This is a genomic window from Daejeonella sp., assembly GCF_044348475.1.
Classification (GTDB): Bacteria; Bacteroidota; Bacteroidia; order Sphingobacteriales; family Sphingobacteriaceae; genus Daejeonella.
The window spans coordinates 28,797-48,813 of sequence record NZ_JBIKSU010000016.1 but is presented as its reverse complement, the minus strand read 5'-3'; the positions used below and the strand labels follow the sequence as shown (position 1 = coordinate 48,813).

Genomic DNA, 20,017 nt, shown 5'->3' with positions numbered 1-20,017 from the left:
TAAGCGAACTGAATTTGCCACTGACTTAACTTATCCCAATGGGATACTTCCCTGGAAAGGAGGAGTGTTTGTTACCTGTTCGCCAGATTTATTTTATCTGAAAGATACCAATGGTGACGGTGTTGCGGATATTAAAAAAGTAGTGCTTACTGGTTTTTTTGCCACTCAAACTGCCCAGATCAGAACGAGTCACCCGATTCTGGGACTCGATGGCTGGATCTATGTTACTGGAGGTTTGAATGGCGGAACTATTACTTCTCCTGAACATCCCGAACGCCCAGCAGTATCCTATAAGTCTGCCGACGGCCGCTTTCATCCCGAAACCCTTGAATTTCAGGTTACAGGAGGTAAAAGCCAGTTCGGTTTAACATTCGATCCTTATGGCAGACGTTTTGGATCCTCAAACCGTCATCCCGTTATGCATACTGTGATGGAACCTTGGTATTTGAAGAGGAACCCAAACTTGCTTTTCAATGAAAGTGTGCAGAATGTTTCTAAAACTGAGGCCGATGCCGTGGTGTATCCGATCTCACATGCAGTAACTAGTGCTGACTTCATTCCAAAACTTATTGGCCGCTCACATGCGGGTACGTTCACGGCGGCCAGTGGACTGCTTTTCTTTAACGGAACGGCTCTAACACCGGCTCATCAGGGTAATATATTTATTTGTGAATCGGCGCAGAATCTGGTTCAACGACAGCTTGTTAATCCCGAAGGTATTTCCTTTCGTTCTAAAATTCCTTACCAAGGGCGCGAGTTTTTATCTTCAACAGATGAATGGTTCCGCCCTGTATTTCTGCAACATGGCCCAGAAGGGGCACTCTATCTAGCAGATATGTATAGGAAAGTGATCGATCATCCTGCTTATATACCTGAAGAGGCGCGAGCAGGTCTTGATTGGGAAAGTGGAAAAACCGATGGCAGAATCTACCGTATTGTTAGAAAAGACTTTAAAGATAATATAGCAGAGATCTCTTCCCGACTAAGTTCCAAAAGCAGTATGGAAAAGATTTTGGCCGCTCTGGCATCTTCTGAGGAGTGGGAGCGTGCAACTGCACATCGTTTATTGCTGCAGAAAAATGATGCTTCTGCGACACTAGTTAATGGACTTCGCAAAATTGCATCAGAAGGAGTCTATCCCGAAAGCCGTACACGTGCTTTATGGTTGCTTCATTCACTGAATTCTCTGAACGGCTCAGTTGTTAAGTTGGCCTTGAAGGATAAGGTTTCTGGAGTTCGTGAGCAGGCAGTATTGCTTGCCGGAGGTTTGAGTGATAGATATCCTGAATTGGTGCAAGTGTTACTTTTATCTGCAAAAGATGAAGCCATGCGCGTTCGTTTTAATACGGCGTTGGTATTGGGCTCTTTGGAAGGTTCAGGTGTGGTAAATGCAATGGCCGTAGTTGCAGCACGTGATGGTGCTGATCAATGGGTTCGTGCTGGAGTATTAAGCGGAATTGAGAAACGTATTCCTCAGTTTTTAGCAGCATTCAAAGCACAGAAAAATGCCGATCCAATAGCGTTTTCATTAGTGATGCAAGATTTGGGTCGATTGCTTGGCAACGGAGGCTCTGTTGCCGATTCCCGTATTTTTATGAAGGATGTTTTGAACGCTCCTTCTGGTATGGACTGGCGTATATCAAGCTTGCTGGGATTAGCTGAAGGGGCCTCTGGTAGGGCAAAAGACTTTAACAGTTCAAGTAAGGGATTTATTTATGCTTTGCATGGAGAACAAGCTTCAGATATTCAATTAGATAATTTTATTTCAGCAACTAGTAAGATCGCCGAGAATCCTACTGTGGCAAGTGCAGCGCGTGTTCGCGCAACGGCCTTGCTTGGGTTTACTGATTTTGATCGTGCCAATAAAACATTACAGAAATTGCTTGACCCTGGTAATCCACCTGAACTTTTATTAGGAGTGGTTTCTTCGATCTCACGTTTGAATGATGCAAGAGGCGCAGCTATGCTTACGGCCAAGCAATCCTGGTCGGCATATACGCCTAGACTAAAATCAGCAGTAACCTCGGCATTGGTTTCTAAAACAATATTTATTAAAGAGCTATTTAAGGCTATTGAAAAAGGTGATATCCAAGAAGCCGAGATTTCATCTGCCGACCGTACTCGCCTACTTTCAAGCAAAGATGTTCAGGTAAGTGATCAGGCAAAGCTGCTGTTTAAGGAATTAGAGGGGGGTGATCGAATGAAGGTTTATCAGGATTATAAACGTAGTATCAGCGCTTCATCAGATGGAAGGTTGGGGAAAGCTGTTTTTCAAAAATCTTGTTCAGCATGTCATACCTATCAGAAGGAGGGTGGTAAAGTAGGCCCAGATTTGACAGGAGTAAAAAATCAACCGGCAGAGGCATTATTACTTCATATTTTGGTTCCTAATTACGAGGTTTTACCCGCATACCAATCAGTTTCAGTAAATACAAAAGACGGTCGAACGATTAGCGGATGGCTGGTTTCAGAAACTGAGAACAGCCTGACCTTGCGTACAACTTTTGGTACAGATGAGGCCGTTTTGCGTAAGAACATTGCTGCCCTGGGTAATTCGGGACTATCATTGATGCCCGATGGATTGGAACAAAATATCACTAAAGATGAAATGTCAAAACTGATCGCTTACCTGAAGGGAGGCTCCTTATAAATAGTTAAAGCATATGATTTCAAAAGGGTATAAATTTTATAGTCTAAAAGGAATATCAAAAAATTATTGCTTTCTTTTAAAAGGCCAAATAAAACATATTAAGTACTAATCCTACTGTTAAACTGAGAGAATGAAAAATAGTATAACTAACTTATCACGTCGTAAATTGCTTAAAAATGCTGCTCAGGCTGGATTAGCAGCAACATTTTTGCCATTATCGGGCTTCACAACGATCAATCAGCAAAGAAGAGGCTTGATTGAGGCTGAGAATAAAAAACAAGGTTCAACAGACTGGCAGTTAACCCGTGTACGTCCCGATCGTGATGGTCAGCGTTGTCCTTCTATTGAGGGTTATTGCTCAAAACAAAGTGTTAAAGCCGGCGAATCCATTGATATTATGGTTTCAACAGACCAGAATGTGAAATTTGAGATCGAGATTTTCCGTACCGGCTATTATGGTGGATGCGGTGCCCGATTGCTACAAAAGATGGGCCCTTTTGAGGGCTATTCGCAGCCTGTACCTAAACCCGGGCTTAAAAATTTGCATGAATGTAAATGGAAGCCTTGTACTTCAATTACTATTCCCGATGATTGGTTAAGTGGAGTTTACCTGGGTCGTTTAACAACGTTACCCGGCGATGAAAATATTCCTTACTGGCAAAGTTATGTTATTTTTATAGTCCGCGATGACCGTCCTGCAGACATCCTTTTTCAGTGTTCTGATAATACATGGCAGGCATATAACAGATGGCCAAATAACTATTCGGTTTATACGCACCCTAAAGGTAATGAAGGTCCTTGGGCTGATGTTAGCTTTGATCGTCCATATGGTCGTCAGTCGCAATATACAGGAGTTGTAAATGACCCCCTTTCCTTTGGTTCGGGCGAATTTCTTTCACTCGAGCATCCATTAACTTATTTTCTTGAAGAACATGGATATGATGTAAGCTATTGTTCTAATAGCGACATGATTTCATCTGAACGTGGGCTAAAATGTAAATCTTTTATCAGTGTTGGACATGATGAATATTGGGATATCCGTCAGTATAACAGTGTGGTAAAAATGCGTGATGAGGGTGTAAATCTGTTGTTTTTATCAGGTAATTCAGTTTGTTGGGTTACTCCATTTCGGGCAAATAGCAATGGGCAGGAAAACCGAATAATTTTTAGAGGTGGCCCATATGGAGCTCAAAATAAGTATGCCATTGATCGCGAGAATCTAAACGGACCATTTCCTGAGCGTGGCCCTGATGAAGGATTCTTAATGGGGGTTCGAAATATTGATCCTATTACTGGAGGTGGCGATTGGATTATCACCAAACCTGAACATTGGATGTTTAAGAATACTGGGATTAAAAAGGGAGATCGTATTCCAGGGCTTATTGGCTGGGAATATATGGGCGAGCCGGCACCAATTCCAGGACTTGAGATTGTTGCCGAAGGCACCGCATGGAGTGGCGGAGTAAAACCTCAGCAATGGACATCAACGATCTATACTGCTCCAAAAGGAAATATTGTGTTCAGTGCTTCAACCATATTTTGGGCGCAGGCTTTGGGTATGCCTCCAGGTCATACGCTACCTTGGTCGCACTGGAGTCGTCCGCATGGTCCTGATAAACGGGTTCAGCAAATTATGCATAATTTGTTGCGTAAATCAAGAGCTTTATAAATCGTTTAAACACTGATTAAATTAGTTGAAAATGAGTGCCAATATGTGTTTTTCAATGATGATCTTGAATTTCAATTAGAATGAAGAAGTCAAAAAATAAAATAAGTCGCCGGGATGTTCTTAAAGGGGCTGTAAATGCAGGATTGGCGGCTGCTCTGCTACCATTGTCTGGTTTTTCAAATGCTGAGCAGCAAAGAAGCACCCTGATTGTTGCCGAGAATAAAAAGCAGGGCACTACTGATTGGCAGCTAACTTATGTTAAATCTGAAGAACTACGATCCAAAGAAATAGAAGGATACTGTTCCAAAATGAGTCTTCGTGCCGGCGAGTCAATCGATATTTTTTTAAGTGCATCATCCCAAACTGATGTTAACATTGATTTCTATCGCATGGGATATTATGGAGGCAAGGGTGGACGTTTCATGCAAAAATTGGGACCCTTCTCTGTGCAGCCACAGGTTGTTCCTCCAATTGCGGAACATCGTTTGCGAGAATGCAATTGGAATAAGTCTACATCATTTAAAATTCCTGAAGATTGGATCAGTGGAGTGTATGTAGGGAAACTTTCCTGTACTGCACACCGATACGAGAGTTATATCATTTTCATAGTAAGAGATGATAGAAAGGCTGATTTGATGTTCCAAACCAGTGATACTACTTGGCAAGCTTATAATAAATGGCCTGATACCAGGCACTCACTTTATACCAGTGACCCTCCCCTACAACCGCACAGCGCAAGAACTTGGTCGAGCTTTAATCGCCCTTTTTCGAAATATCCGCAGGTAGTGGATCAGCCACTTTCACAAGGATCAGGTGAGTTTTTACTTTGGGAATACCCACTTTGTTACTGGCTGGAAAAGGAAGGATATGATGTTACTTATTGCAGTAATATTGATACCCATACAGATGCTAATGGCCTTGACCGAGTAAAATGCTTCCTATCCATAGGTCATGATGAATACTGGACGCTTCAAATGTTTGATAATGTGAAAAATGCAGTAGCTCGAGGGCTTAATGCTGCATTTCTTTCTGGGAATTCATTGATGTGGGTGATTGATCTAAAGCCGGAGGTAAAAATTCATTCTGCAAAACTTAACAAAGATGCAGGCCTTGCAAAGGATGGGGGCGATCAAAAACGGGTTGAAAGTGATGCCAATGAAAATCCGTATCGTACAATTTTTAGAATTGGTCGTTTTGGAGGGGTTAGCAAGGTAGAGGAAGCTTTAGGTATCATGGGGCCATTTGAACGGAATGACTGGCCTAATGAAAATACTCTGATTGGTGCCAGAACCATGTATCCATTCAATGGTTCTGCCGACTGGATTGTGAGTAAACCCGAACATTGGATATTTGAAGGTACAGGCATGAAGATGGGGGATAAGATACCCGGGCTTGTAGGATGGGAACATCATGGCGATCCTGCAGATATTCCAGGTTTAGAAGTGGTGGCCGAAGGCGAAACAATCAATACTACTAATGCTAAATCACAGTATGCAGCAACGGTTTATCCCGGAGGAAAAGGTAATTGGGTTTTCAATGCCGCAACTATCTATTGGTCATTTGGATTGTCGCAGCCTCCTGGAATTATTGTTCCATACTCACATTTTGGGCGTTCACATGGCGTAGATGAGCGGGTCCAAAAAATTACAACTAACTTTTTAAACCGTTGCGGGATAAAAACCGCTTCTAAGAAATAATTTCAATTTAAACAGCGTACCATTTTAAAATTTACAATAAACAAATGAACTATTTTACAAAAGTCTTTAAATCACCTTTTCAGCTAGCTGCAGTAGTAGTCCTTTCTGCCAGTGTCTTGTTTTTCCTTGGCAATAAAGAAAAAGAAACGGCTGTTCCTGAACTCGATGGGCTCCAAGTTCCAGAAGGTTTTACCATTGAACGAGCAGTTGATCCCGGAATGATCTCCTATCCCATGTTTGCCTCTTTTGATGGAGATGGCAGGTTATTTGTATTTGAATCGGATGGTAGTTCACCTACAAATCAAGGAATGTTGAAAGACCCTCCTTATCACATTCGTTTGCTTGAAGATACCAATGGCGATGGGAAATTTGATAAGAGCAAGATATTTGCCGACTCATTATCCTTTCCTAAAGGAGGTGTATTTTATAATGGAAGTTTATATGTTACCTCCTCACCAGATCTTTTGCGCCTTACCGATACAGATGGAGATGGTGTTGCCGATAAGCGAGAGGTAGTATTATCAGGATGGGTTTTGAATTCTAATGGGGCATTATTGGGAGGTCCTTTTCTTGGACCTGACGGATGGCTATATATGACTGATGCTCGTCGTGGATTTGACATTACTACTAAAGAGGGGGTAAATCTGAAAGGAAATACTGCACGTATTTGGAGATGCAGACCTGATGGTAGCGGGCTAGAATCTATGGCCGGCGGTGGCTTCGACAATTCGATTGAGCTTGCATTTATGCCATCCGGTGAAACCGTTGGAACAATGACCTATTTTATCGAACCTCAGGCAGGTATGCGTGATGCAATTATGCACTGGGTAGAAGGAGGAACTTATCCAAAAAATAATCCGGTGATTGAAAAGGATAAATTTATTTTAACCGGCGATCTGATGCCAGTGATGAATAAAATGGCCAGAGTAGCTCCTTCTGGGATTATGCGTTATCGTGGAAACACCATGGGTAAAGAAAATCAGGGTAGCCTCTTTAGTGCTGAATTTAATACAGGGCGCATCATGCGTCATAAGGTAATTGCCGATGGGGCAACTTATAAAACTGCCGATGAGCCATTCGTGACATCAAACGTTCAGGATATGCACCTTACAGATGTGTTGGAAGACGCAGATGGCAGTATGCTAATACTGAATACCGGAGGTTGGTTTATCTTGGGATGCCCACTATCCAGGGTTGCAAAGCTGGATGTTCCAGGAGGAATTTACAGGATTAGAAAAACTGGTGCTGCTAAAGTTAATGATCCCTGGGGTACTAAATTGAACTTGAAATCAATGGCTGTACCTGCACTTGTTACCGCAACCAAAGACTCTCGTATCGCAGTTCGTGACCATGCCATTGAGCTATTGATTAGTAAGGGAGAAGCAGCAGTTTTGCCAATTAAAAGTTCATTGCTGAAGTCTACAAGTGAAGAAATACGTGCTGCAGGAATATTTGCACTTTCGCGTATCGCTACGCCAAATGCCATGATAGGAGTACGGTCAGGCCTGATTGATCCTTCGGCAGTAGTAAGAACTTCTGCTGCCCGTGCTTTGGGGCTGGCCAGAGATAAGCTATCTGTAGACAAACTGATGGAACTAGTTCAGAAAGATAGATTTGCTGTCCGCAGACAGGCTGCAACAGCCTTAGGTCAGATTGGCGATAAACGTGCCGTTCCTGCATTGTTGAAAGCATCAGCAATCAATAATGATCGTTTTGAAGAGCATGCATTAATTTATGCCTTAATTAAATTGAATGATGCGGTTCCATTGCAGGAGGCATTGAATAACCCATCTGCCAATGTGAAAAGAACAGCCTTAATTGCACTTGATCAAATTGGGGGTACAGCTCTTAAGAAAGAAAATGTATCTCCTTTCCTAACAAGCAAAACTCCCCAATTACAGAAGATCGGAATCTGGGTTGCTTCCCATCATCCCGATTGGTCGGATATTATAATCGACTTCCTTAAAGGTCGTATGAATACTCTTGAAATTGCTGGTACAGATAATACAGCTATACGCGATTTAATGATCACCTTTAGTAACGATAAGCAATTACAGATTTTTCTCGCTGAACAGCTGGGAAGCAATTCAGCATCAGATACAAAAAAGATATTCTTACTAGATGTGGTGGCCCATGCTTCGGTGAATACTATCCCTCAAGTTTGGGTTCAGGCATTATCCAAACTATTGGATAGCGGAAGCACTGAAATTAAATCCCAGGTTTTGGGACTGATTGAATCTAGAAGAATTAAAGCATTGAATGGTCAGTTGAGTCAGATTGTGCAGAATGAAAATACAAGTCCTGATTTTCGATTGAAAGCCTTGAGCTCTAAATTACTTTCGGTACCAGTTTTGTCGGATACGGAATTTAGTATGGCATTCTCTTTTCTAGGGAATAAAAATGAATCGCCAATCAGGCAAATGTCTGCCCGCTTGCTTTCAAATGCAAAACTAACAGATGATCAACTGCTTCAACTTGCGCAAGAGCAGGTAGCAAAAACCGATGTTTACCTCTTGCCAAACCTGATAAGTGCATTTAAAAATAATAAAAGCGAGCAAGTTGGTATAGCCTTGGTGGCTGCTTTAAGTGCTAGCCCTGATCGACTGGATAATGTTTCAGAAGAAGAATTGAAAGGATTATTGAATACGTATTCTCAAAAAATTAAGAGCTCGGCAGATCCTTTATTGACAAAATTAGCAGAAAAAAATGCAGGAAGATTAGCAGAATTGACAAAACTTGAAGCAAGTTTAACGCGGGGTGATGTGGCCTCAGGAGCAAAAATATTTTTTGGGAAAGGCATCTGCTCCTCTTGTCATGCTGTGGCCGGAAAAGGTGCAATTTTTGGACCAGACCTAACCAATATCGGTCAAATTCGCTCTGGACACGATATTCTAGAAGCTATTTTATACCCAAGTGCCAGCTTTGCCCGCGAGTATGAAACGAGTAGAATTATCACAAAAACTGCAACATATACCGGTGTTCTTAAGGAGCAATTGCCAGATGCTATACTTATTGCAACTGGTCCGGGATTACAGGTTAGAATTCCACGGTCAGAAATTACAGGAATTGAACCACTTGACATTTCATTGATGCCTCCAGGACTCGATAAAATGTTGAGTCCGCAGGAATTATCAGACCTGATGGCTTATTTGAATACCCTTCCGGATGGCTTAGGGAACTTAGTAAAAAGAAAATAATCAAATTAATAATTATCTATCCATATCATGAAAAAAATATTTCTATTCGCCCTGGCCCTTATTACGGGTTCATTCATCTTTGATGGATGCGGTACCACTAAATCAAAATCAAGTGCTGCAACTGTCAGCAACACAAAATCCATTGCTCTATTCAATGGTCAGAATCTGGATGGTTGGTACAAATTTGTAAAAGGTCGCGGACGCGGTATTGACCCAAAGAATGTATTCAGCGTAGAAAAAGGACTGATCCATATCTCAGGAGAGGAATATGGATGTATTACTTCAAATGAGGAGTATAGCAATTATAAACTAACTGTTGAATTTAAGTGGGGACCTAAAACATATGCACCACGTGTAGATAGAGCAAGAGATGGTGGTATCCTTTTACATTCAATTGGTGCTGATGGCGGTTATTCCGGAACATGGATGTATTCTATTGAATGTCAGATTATTGAAGGCGGCACAGGCGATTTTTTGGTAGTTGGCGATGGTAGCAAAAAGTTTTCTTTAACCAGCAATGTGGCCCCTAAGCAGCAGGGTAAAGGCAATGTATATTTGGCAAGCGGGCAGCCATTAACTATCAATGGTGGCCGAATTGATTGGTTTGCCAGAGACCCTGAATGGAAGGATGTTCTGGGATTCAGAGGTAAGAATGATGTTGAAAAACCAGTTGGGCAATGGAATAAAGTAGAGTGTGTGGTTATAGGCGATAAAGTTTCTGCTTATTTAAATGGAGTTTTGGTGAATGAAGCTTATCATGTGAGCCCCACCAAAGGAAAGATTCAGATTCAGTCTGAAGGAGCAGAAATGTTCGTCAGAAAAGTTGAAATCGTACCTCTTACTGTAAACTAACATTTTATAAATCAAGTGAATCTGATTTTAATTTCACGATATAAAAGCTAAATTCAACGCTATAATTTAATCTTAAAAAAAGGAAAATATGTTTTCTCCAAAAAAAATTCGTCCATTTCTTCTGGCTGTATTAGTTCTTCCTGCAATTTTTGCATTGGCAGAGAATTCTATATCAACAAACGCTGTTGGGCAGACTATTGAGAACCCTCAAATGAATGGCTTTACCGCCTTATTCAATGGCAAAGATCTTACAGGCTGGAAAGGCCTGGTTGCTGACCCGATCAAAAGGTCGAAAATGGATGCTAAAACTTTGGCAGCAGAACAGGTAAAAGCTGATGCAGAAATGCGTGAAAGCTGGAAAGTGGTCAATGGCGAGCTTCAATTTACTGGGCATGGAAATAATATTACTACAGTTAAGAAATATGGCGATTTTGAGATGATGGTTGACTGGAAAATCATTGACAATGGAAAGCAAGAGGGTGATGCTGGTATTTATCTCAGAGGAACACCACAGGTACAGATTTGGGATAATGCCCGTGTAAAATCAGGGGCGCAGGTTGGTTCAGGAGGATTATACAACAATCAGGTTAATGAAAGCAAGCCTTTAAAAGTGGCCGATAAGAAATTGGATGAATGGAATACGTTTCGGATCATTATGAAAGCTGATCGCGTGACCGTTTATTTGAATGGTGAGTTGGTTACTGATAATGTGATCTTGGAAAATTACTGGGACAAGAACCTGCCAATATTTGCTGAAGAACAGATTGAGCTGCAGGCGCATGGTTCGCCGGTTTCTTATCGCAATATTTACATCAAGGAATTACCACGTGCAAAACCATTTGAGCTAAGTAAAAAGGAACAGAAAGAAGGGTTTAAAGTGCTTTTTGATGGAACTAATATGTATAGTTGGAGGGGGAATACCAGAGATTACATCACCGAAAATGGCAATTTGGCTGTTCGCCCTAAACCTGGAAAAAGTACCCTTGGCAATAATTTATTTACCAAAGAAGAATTCAGTGACTTTGTTTTTCGTTTTGAGTTTCAGCTTACTCCGGGTGCTAATAATGGTTTGGGTATCAGATCACCTATAACCGGTGATGCAGCTTATGAAGGCATGGAATTACAAATACTGGATAATGATGCACCTGTTTATAAGGATCTAAAAGTATATCAGTATCATGGATCTGTTTATGGTACAATTCCTGCAAAAAGAGGTTCTTTAAAGCCTGTTGGCGAATGGAATTATCAGGAGGTGATTGTGCAGGGACCAAAGATCAAAGTTATTTTAAATGGCACCGTGATTCTTGATGGCGATATTACAGATGCCAGGAAAAATGGTGCTGCCGACGGACAGAAACACCCGGGATTACAAAGAGATAGCGGACATATCGGATTTCTGGGACATGGTTCAGAATTACAGTTTAGAAACATCAGGATTAAGGATTTAAGCAGGAAATAAGAATAATTTTTGATATGGTATTTGGAATGAGCAAGAAGCTTTGGATCTAATAACAACTTTCTCACATCTCAAATCTCACATCTCAAATCTAAATTTATATGAAATTGATTTCAAATCGTAGAGAATTTTTAAGGAAAACCAGCATTGCCGGGATGGGAATGTTAATGTTTCCTGACATGCTGCGCAAGGTAGCTGCAAGTGATCGCTTACGAGTTGCCCATATTGGTCTTGGTGGAATGGGTAATGCGCATATGAAATGGTTTGCAGCAATTCCGGAAGTTGAAATAGTAGCCTTATGCGACGTGGATCAGCTTCATCTAGATTCTACGATGAAAACTCTGGACACGCTTCGTCCCGGGCATAAAGCACAGGCTTACAAAGATTTCAGGCATATACTAGATCGCAAGGATATTGATGCTATAAGCTGTGCCACACCAGACCATTGGCATAGTCAAGTTGCTACTCTTGCGTTTAAGGCTGGTAAAGATGTTTATTGTGAAAAACCTTTGTCTCATGATGTTAGAGGGGGGCAGGAGATGCTTAAGAATCTAAATCGGTACGATAGGGTTTTCCAATTGGGTACCCAGATTCATGCGGGTGATAATTATCATAGGGTTGTGGAGTTGGTTCGTTCGGGTATTTTGGGTAAAGTTCATACGGTACGCTTATGGAAATCTGGTTTTCCTCCTGATTTTGGTCCGGCAGCATATCAGCCGGCTCCAAAGAATCTGGATTGGGATATGTGGCTTGGCCCAGCTCCAATATCGGAGTATGATCCACAGCGTTGTCATTTTAACTGGCGCTATTTCTCTGATTATGGTGGTGGCGTTTTTGGCGATTTCTGGTCACATATTGCCGACGTAGCTTTTTGGGCTCTACAACCTAAAGGATTGAAAAGCATCAATGCCAGAGGTGAACAAAATACAGGAATTTCTAATGTTCAGCGTTGGATTGATGTGGACTATGAATACCAAGACTTAAATATATTCTGGACTAGTCAGGCTCCCAACGTGCCTGGAGCGGCCAGTCGGGGTAATATCGGTGCTTATTTTGAAGGTGAAAAAGGAACGTTGATTTGTGATTATAATACACATGAGGTTAGAATAGGCGGAGAGCTTATGCTTGATTTAACTAAAGTTCCGATCACCGTTGAGCGTTCGCCAGGTCATCAGCAGAATTTTGTGAATGCAGTTAAATCACGTACACAACCAGAATCTAATTTGGAATATGCCCGCAAACTTACGCTGCCTATGCATTTAGGACTTATCTCCTATAAAGTGGGCAGAAAGCTTGAATGGAGCGAGAATAGAGAGAAATTTAAAGGGGATCGCGAAGCAAACAGCTTATTGTCAATAGAAAAGCGGAAGGAATGGGATTTGACGTAAATTGTTTGGGGTGCGTTAGAATACTGCCCAAAGGCAAACTCGAATTGTCTTTGCGTCTTGGTATATTCTTAAGTCCTTTCCGACTTACGAAGTCAAAAATATGCGATCGGAAAGAGAATCGTCAGTCACATTTGGACTTCCCCGATTAAAAGTTGTTTTGCATTTTAAGAAGGTTTACCACATTCAAGAATAATCTAGAAATTGTTCTTGTGGGCTATTCTTTGCCTTTAACCATATTTATTATTTAAAATAATAGTCTAACAAGTACCCTACAAAGGCTTACCATAGTTGGTTTTATAGGCATTTTTTCCTTAAATCACCAGGCTTTGCAGGTTCCGTTGAGTTAGAAACACAACTGGAGTTCTTTTCTTTGACATTTACTAATTTGTAATGCCTATAGAGATAGGCTTAAGAAGCCGTTCAGGAGAAGAATGTCGGGCACTACTGATCTTTTTACACCAGGTATTATTTAGTGTAAAATAGTGTTATCAATTCATATAAATGTGGAAGAGATTGACTTTTAATACATATAAATTTGAATAAAGTAGTATTTGATGCTGCAATACTTTAAATATGTTTTATGAAAGATAAGAATGTTATTAAAGAAGATTTTCAAAAGGATGGTTATGTTTTCCTTCCCGGTTTTCTTTCTGAATATGAGGTTGAAAAGATCAGGCAGAATTTTAATAGGGTGATTGATGAAATCGTTCCAACAATGCCTTCAAATCTTGTAATGTATGAAGATAAAGAGAATCCCTCAACACTCAAACAGTTGATTGATATTCATGCTTATGATCCCTTTTTCGAAGATATTTTAACTAATAGTAAGTTCAAAGATTTGGCTGAACTATTTCTTGAGGAAAGGGTTATCGGGAAAACTCTTGAGTATTTTAACAAACCACCTCTAGTTGGAAAACCTACTCCTCCTCATCAGGATGGATATTATTTCATGCTAAATCCATCGGTCGCAATAACTATGTGGATGGCTTTGGAACCTGCTGACGATGAAAATGGATGTGTAAAATATGTGAAAGGTTCACATGCTAAGGGTATGAGATTACACGGAAGAACAAAAATATTAGGCTTTTCGCAAGAAATAACCGATTTCGGAACTGATGATGATATGGCGAATGAGGTAAGTTTCCCGGCAAACCCTGGTGATCTGTTAGTCCATCATTCTTTAACCATACATCGTGCAGATGGGAATACAAGTATTTCCAGATCTAGAAAAGCCTTAGGGCTTATTTATTTTGGAGAATCTGCTAAAGAAGACGTTAAAGCAAAGGTTGCTTATCAGAAAAAGCTTCAGGAAGAAAGATTTTCTGAATCCTGATATTTATGCTAAGCAAAGCTTTATATATTATTGGACATAACTCTCATCAATATGAAGTAGTGAAAGGATGGGGAGATTTAAACTCTAATGAATATCCCGTTGCCGATTGCCATGAAATGGTTATCGATAAATCAGGAAAGATATTTCTTTTAACTAATGAAACTAGGAATAATATTCTGACCTATGATAATTCCGGTAAATTTGTCGGTAGCTGGGGGCACAGTTATTCGGGTGGTCATGGTCTGAGTATTACCGAAGAGAACGGTGAAGAATTTCTGTTTATTACAGACATTATCAGGCACCAGGTAATAAAAACTACCCTTAGCGGGAGAGAGATAATGGTTTTAAATTATCCGAATGAAATAGAAGCATATCGTTCTGCTGAACAATTTAATCCTACCGAAACTGCTATAGCGCCTAATGGCGATATTTATGTGACCGATGGTTATGGATTGCAATTTGTTATTCAGTATGATTATTTTGGTAAGTATATCCGGCATTGGGGCGGTTTGGGGCAAGCTGCAGATAAACTTGATTGTGCCCACGGGATCACAATAGATTGGCGCAATCCATCAAGACCCACGTTATTAATAACCTCTAGGAACCACAATGCCTTCAAAAGATTTAGTATGGACGGCCACTACCTTGGTTCAATTTCTTTACCGGGTTCGTTTATTTGTAGGCCCGTTATTAAAGATAAATTTCTCTATGCGGCGGTCTTCAGATCTGGTACCAATACTAACTTTGGATCTGGATATATCACAATTCTTGATGAGAATGATAAAGTAGTATCTACCCCTGGTGGTTCAGAGCCCGAATATATAAATGGTATTCTGCAAACGCAATATCAGGATAATAATATTTTTATTCACCCACATGATGTTTGCATTGATGAAGATAATAATATAATTGTCTGCCAGTGGAAATCTGATCAAACTTATCCCATTAAGCTGAAAAGGGTTTAATTCAGGATTTTTTTAGTAAAACATGGATACTTTGCCTAATCGATATTAATTGGAATATTTCATCTAGTGTATTTTGGAATATAAAATAGGGAGTTCCTTCAAAAATAGTGTCATTAATGCAAAATAAAGTAGCATTAATTAATATTCTTAAAGAATATATTTGAAATAATCAACTGTTAAGCGTAATGCTGAAATGATACATACCTCAATGACAAGAATAAAAAAATATAATCTTATCGGTCTGGCAATTTTTATATGTCACTTCAGTGCTATTGGACAGCACATCTCTCAAAGTTATAATATTTTAGATTATGGTGCAAAGGCTGATAGTATAACAATCAATACACAAGCTATCCAGAAAGTAATTGATATATGTTACGATAAAGGCGGAGGTATAGTTATTATCCCTAATGGAATATTCATCACTGGTACATTGCAACTGAAGGACAATATTACCCTCCATTTGGAAAAAATGGCTGTGCTTCGCGCGAGCATTGATACTTTAGATTTTCCAGGTGGCGTGGACACCCAAAGCCTTATTTACATCAATCAAGCTAAAAATGTTTCTGTTAATGGTGAAGGAACAATTGACGGAAGGGGCAGTTCATTCATAGTTAACAAGTCTAATCCTGATAACCGCCCTAATCTGATATTGGTAAGAGACTGCAAAAATATCAGAATAGAAGATGTAACGCTTAAAAATTCGGCTTATTGGACACTTAGGTTACAGGGTAATGAGCATGTGTTCATTAAGGGAATCTCTATTTATTCGCATGCCAATCTTAATAACGATGGTATTGATATTGACAGCAAAGATGTAGTCATATCAGATTGCATTATTGATACTGATGACGATGCATTATGCTTCAAAAGCAGCCAGAAAACCCCCTGCGAAAATGTAGTTGTAACCAATTGTATTATTGCATCTAACTGCAATTTTATAAAAATGGGAACGATGAGTCGTGGAGGTTTTAAAAATATTACGATAAGTAATTGTGTTTTAAGGCCCGCATCAGAATCAAATTTCCGGGCATGGAACAAAAATTTGACTGGTATTACCGATTCAATTACAGGGATTTCTGGAATTGCCCTTGAAGTAGTTGATGGTGGGTTTTTGGATCAGGTAAGCATTACCAACATTAGTATGGAAGGTGTTCAAACTCCTGTATTTATTCGACTTGGTAGCCGAGAAAATCCTACAGGATCATTAAAAAATGTACTCATAAGTAATATTATTGCCACAACAAAAAGTTTAATATCAAGTTCTATAACTGCTGTACCGGGGTTTTATGTTGAAAACGTTATATTAAGGAATATAATTATTAATTGTAAAGGTGGTGGTACTTTGTCAGATATTAATAGGTCAGTGCCTGAAGTAGAAAAAAATTATCCAGAGAACCGCATGTTTGGTAATACTTTACCAGCTTATGGCTTATATGTACGTCATGCCCGAAATATTACCCTTGATAATGTTCAATTTAAACTATTGCAACCAGATGCACGATTTGCTCTTTGGTTAGAAGATTCCCACGATATCACAATAAAGGATTTTAAGACTTCTAAATCTCAAAGAAAAAACGAAATAATAAAAAAAATAGAAACATCGGGGATTATAATACGGTAACGAAACACACGACACGAAAAGAAAGCACTAACGCATAAATCTTTCAACCGTTAATAGAATATTTTATGGCTATAGCGTACGATAATGTAATTACATCAAAAAACGAAAAACCAGCCTTCGCCGCATGGCTGGTAGTTGGATTGCTGTGTGTTGTGGGGGCACTGAATTATTTAGATCGTATTATGATCACCACAATGCGGGAATCAGTAGTACAATCAATTCCGATGACTGATGCGCAGTTTGGATTACTAACCTCCGTTTTTTTATGGGTTTATGGTTTATTGAGCCCTTTTGCCGGATTCCTGGCAGACCGTTTTAATAGAAGCCGGGTTATTATCTTTAGTCTGTTCGTTTGGTCGGGAGTGACCTGGCTTACAGCGCATGCAACAACCTATGAAGAACTGCTTGCTACCAGGGCGCTTATGGGAATAAGTGAAGCCTGCTATATTCCTGCCGCACTTGCTCTTATAGCCGACTATCATAAAGGAAGTACACGTTCTATAGCAATTGGGATACATCTGGGAGGGGTAACAGTAGGACAAAGCCTTGGCTTTTTAGGCGGTTGGATTGCTGAGAAACATCAGTGGAATGATGCGTTCAGTATTTTTGGAACAATTGGTATGGTTTATTCATTCATATTATTTTTCCTTTTACGCGATGCAAAAGCCGGTATTAGTACTTTGGAAGAACGAAATGATTTAGCCAATATTAGTTTCCCCTCGGCTATAAAAAACCTCTTTTCCGGAAAGTCATTTATTCTTTTGCTAATGTTTTCGGGCCTGCTTGGAGTGGTTGGCTGGATGATCTTAGGCTGGCTCCCAACATACTATAAAGAACATTTTAGCCTGTCACAAACAAATGCAGGAATATATGCAACATTATATTTGTTCCCATTAAGTATAGCTGGGGCACTATTTGGAGGTTATATTTCAGACAGATGGAGCAGGAAAAATAAAAAATCGCGTATTCTCATGCCAATAATTGGCTTGTGTATAGCTACTCCCTGTGTCTATATAGCCAGCAACACTGATATACTTTATATTGCAATTGCAGGTTTCATGCTTTATGCTTTTACGCGCGTATTCAGTGATACTAATCTCATGCCTATTTTGTGCATGATTGCAGACAAGCGCTACATTGCTACCGGGTACGGTGTCCTGAATATGTTTGCAACTATAATAGGTGGGTTAGGAATATATGCAAGCGGCGCATTGCGTGATGCCCATGTAGATATGTCTCTACTCTTTAAGATAGCGGCATTTACTATGATAATTTGCGCAGGTCTTTTGTTCCTTGTAAAAAAAGAAGTAGAAAAATCCTTTAATAGTCAGGAATGATGATATTTTATATATTAACAGGTATTATAAATTTCATAAATATATCCCAAATGGAAACTATTTCGCTTTCTATTCAGGAGAAAAAAGCCATTACTGAATTAAACTTAACATTAGAGCATAGGCAAAAATGGATAAAAGTTCATGCCGCTGAATATTTAATATGGGCTGGGTATCCCGAGGCGGCACTAAAGGAATTTCTGAAAGAAGAGAAAATCCATTCAAATGAGCCGCAGTACCGGATTGGTATATGGAGGGTGCTGGTACAGGCAGAGAAAGAGCCTGCGCATAAAAAAATGTGGCTTAAAAAGATATACGATGCGTATAAGGATATGAGTGGCCCTGATCGTACGCATGCCACAGAAACCCTGGCAAAACTGAAGCAGCCTGTTGCTAACCTGTTTCCACAAGTGACTGCAAAAACACTGGCATCCAGTGATAGAAATTTACAAGCCTATGCATTATGGGCAAGTTCATTCGGGTCTGACTGTCTGATGGATAAGAATAGACAAAAATTTATTGATATGGCCTTAACGGATACAAATTTGATCATACGTAAAATCAGCGCCTTCGTGTTGCGTCAGTCAAAGGGGCTTAACCTGCACCAATGGGAGCGGCTGACATCGTCTGCTTTATCATTAGAAAAGACTGATCATACATATCTTACTTTTCTTGCTACTTCACTTGTAACCGCACCGGTCGGTGCCGATAGTAAAAAGCTTTTGAGGATCAATGATCTTCTGATTAAAGATGTTAAAAAGTATACAGCAGGCCAGCGTACAGAATTATCTCAGGCGCTGGCAGAAAAAGGTGATAAAAGTCACCTGGAAATCCTACAGGGCTTTATTAACGATGAAAATAGCGAAGGTATATATGACCCATCTTCGGATGAAGGTGCCGATTTGAGAGCTGCCGCTGCCTATGCAATCCTGAAAATAAAATCAGATAAAGAAAAATAATAAAGATATGAAGATGAGAGAAAGCCGTGTATTGGCAAAACTTAGATCCGGGAACACCGCAAGTTGTTTAAAGGTGAACCTTGGCGACGGACAAGCAGCCGAAATAGCGTCTATTAGTGGTTTTGACTGTCTTTGGATAGATCAGGAACATTTAGCCCAGGACTGGTCGGTATTAAACTCACAGATATGGGCAGCAAAAGCTCATAATGTTGATGTGATGGTGCGTGTTCCACGCGGCAGTTACAGCGGATATGTTAAACCGCTTGAAATGGATGCAACAGGAATCCTTGTCCCACATATTATGAATTTGGAAGAAGCTAAACAGATTGTACAAATGACACGTTTCCATCCTATTGGTCGTAGGGCAATCGACGGTGGATGTGCGGATGGTATTTACACCCAGATGGATTTTAATTATTACCTAAAAGAGTCGAATCGTCAGAAATTTTTAGCTCTTCAAATTGAAGATCCTGAAGTTTTACCTGATATTGAAGCAATTGCCGCATTAGATGGTGTTGATATGTTATTCTTTGGCCCCGGAGATTTTAGTCAGGGATTAGGTGCTCCAGGAGAATGGAACCATCCTCGTTTGATTGAAGCACGAAAGCTTGTTGCAGAAGTTGCGAATAAATATGGAAAATTTGCCGCCACTACTGGAAGTATTGATAATCTTGAAAGTTTTTTAGAAATGGGGTACACTTTTGTTAATGTAGGTGCCGATATAATTGGTTTAAATAACTATTGTACAAACCTTGTCGAAAGATTTAGAAAATCAGCATTAGGAACTAAAACGCCTAATTCCATTGATTCAGGTAAGCCATATAGGTAGTTCTGTAAATATTGAAATCTATTGTTTAAAAACTAATAATATTATACTAACAATAGGTTTAAAC

13 protein-coding genes are annotated in these 20,017 nt (G+C 39.9%); all 13 read left to right on the top strand.

Annotation, left to right across the window (positions count from 1 at the left end; all coding sequences use genetic code 11):
* A partial coding sequence (locus tag ACIQZ6_RS05990; RefSeq protein ID WP_395809166.1) for a PVC-type heme-binding CxxCH protein occupies positions 1 to 2,650 on the top strand: 2,650 nt, incomplete at its 5' end.
* A 130-nt stretch (positions 2,651 to 2,780) separates the two neighbouring features.
* Entirely contained in the window at positions 2,781 to 4,319 is a 1,539-nt protein-coding gene (locus tag ACIQZ6_RS05985) for a N,N-dimethylformamidase beta subunit family domain-containing protein (protein ID WP_395809164.1), read from the top strand.
* Between the two features lie 80 nt (positions 4,320 to 4,399).
* Positions 4,400 to 6,016 carry a N,N-dimethylformamidase beta subunit family domain-containing protein gene (locus tag ACIQZ6_RS05980; RefSeq protein ID WP_395809162.1) on the top strand — a complete coding sequence of 539 codons (1,617 nt, stop codon included), beginning with the start codon at positions 4,400 to 4,402 and terminating at the stop codon, positions 6,014 to 6,016.
* A 44-nt stretch (positions 6,017 to 6,060) separates the two neighbouring features.
* Positions 6,061 to 9,213: a PVC-type heme-binding CxxCH protein gene (locus tag ACIQZ6_RS05975; RefSeq protein ID WP_395809160.1), complete on the top strand. Its 3,153-nt coding sequence runs from the start codon at positions 6,061 to 6,063 to the stop codon at positions 9,211 to 9,213.
* Between the two features lie 27 nt (positions 9,214 to 9,240).
* Positions 9,241 to 10,065, top strand: a complete 825-nt coding sequence (locus ACIQZ6_RS05970) for a DUF1080 domain-containing protein (protein WP_395809158.1) — start codon at positions 9,241 to 9,243, stop codon at positions 10,063 to 10,065.
* Positions 10,066 to 10,153: 88 nt separating this feature from the next.
* Positions 10,154 to 11,524, top strand: coding sequence for a DUF1080 domain-containing protein (locus ACIQZ6_RS05965; RefSeq protein WP_395809156.1), 1,371 nt, complete (start codon positions 10,154 to 10,156; stop codon positions 11,522 to 11,524).
* 98 nt (positions 11,525 to 11,622) lie between these two features.
* A complete protein-coding gene (locus ACIQZ6_RS05960; protein WP_395809154.1) occupies positions 11,623 to 12,909 on the top strand; it encodes a Gfo/Idh/MocA family protein in 1,287 nt (428 codons plus the stop codon).
* Positions 12,910 to 13,489: 580 nt separating this feature from the next.
* A complete protein-coding gene (locus ACIQZ6_RS05955) occupies positions 13,490 to 14,242 on the top strand; it encodes a phytanoyl-CoA dioxygenase family protein (RefSeq protein ID WP_395809152.1) in 753 nt (250 codons plus the stop codon).
* A 5-nt stretch (positions 14,243 to 14,247) separates the two neighbouring features.
* Positions 14,248 to 15,207: a hypothetical protein gene (locus ACIQZ6_RS05950; RefSeq protein WP_395809150.1), complete on the top strand. Its 960-nt coding sequence runs from the start codon at positions 14,248 to 14,250 to the stop codon at positions 15,205 to 15,207.
* A 208-nt stretch (positions 15,208 to 15,415) separates the two neighbouring features.
* A complete protein-coding gene (locus ACIQZ6_RS05945) occupies positions 15,416 to 16,831 on the top strand; it encodes a glycoside hydrolase family 28 protein (protein WP_395809148.1) in 1,416 nt (471 codons plus the stop codon).
* Positions 16,832 to 16,896: 65 nt separating this feature from the next.
* Positions 16,897 to 18,168, top strand: coding sequence for an MFS transporter (locus tag ACIQZ6_RS05940; RefSeq protein ID WP_395809146.1), 1,272 nt, complete (start codon positions 16,897 to 16,899; stop codon positions 18,166 to 18,168).
* Positions 18,169 to 18,218: 50 nt separating this feature from the next.
* Entirely contained in the window at positions 18,219 to 19,124 is a 906-nt protein-coding gene (locus ACIQZ6_RS05935) for a hypothetical protein (protein WP_395809144.1), read from the top strand.
* Positions 19,125 to 19,131: 7 nt separating this feature from the next.
* Positions 19,132 to 19,953 carry an HpcH/HpaI aldolase/citrate lyase family protein gene (locus ACIQZ6_RS05930; protein ID WP_395809142.1) on the top strand — a complete coding sequence of 274 codons (822 nt, stop codon included), beginning with the start codon at positions 19,132 to 19,134 and terminating at the stop codon, positions 19,951 to 19,953.
* Positions 19,954 to 20,017 lie beyond the last annotated feature (64 nt).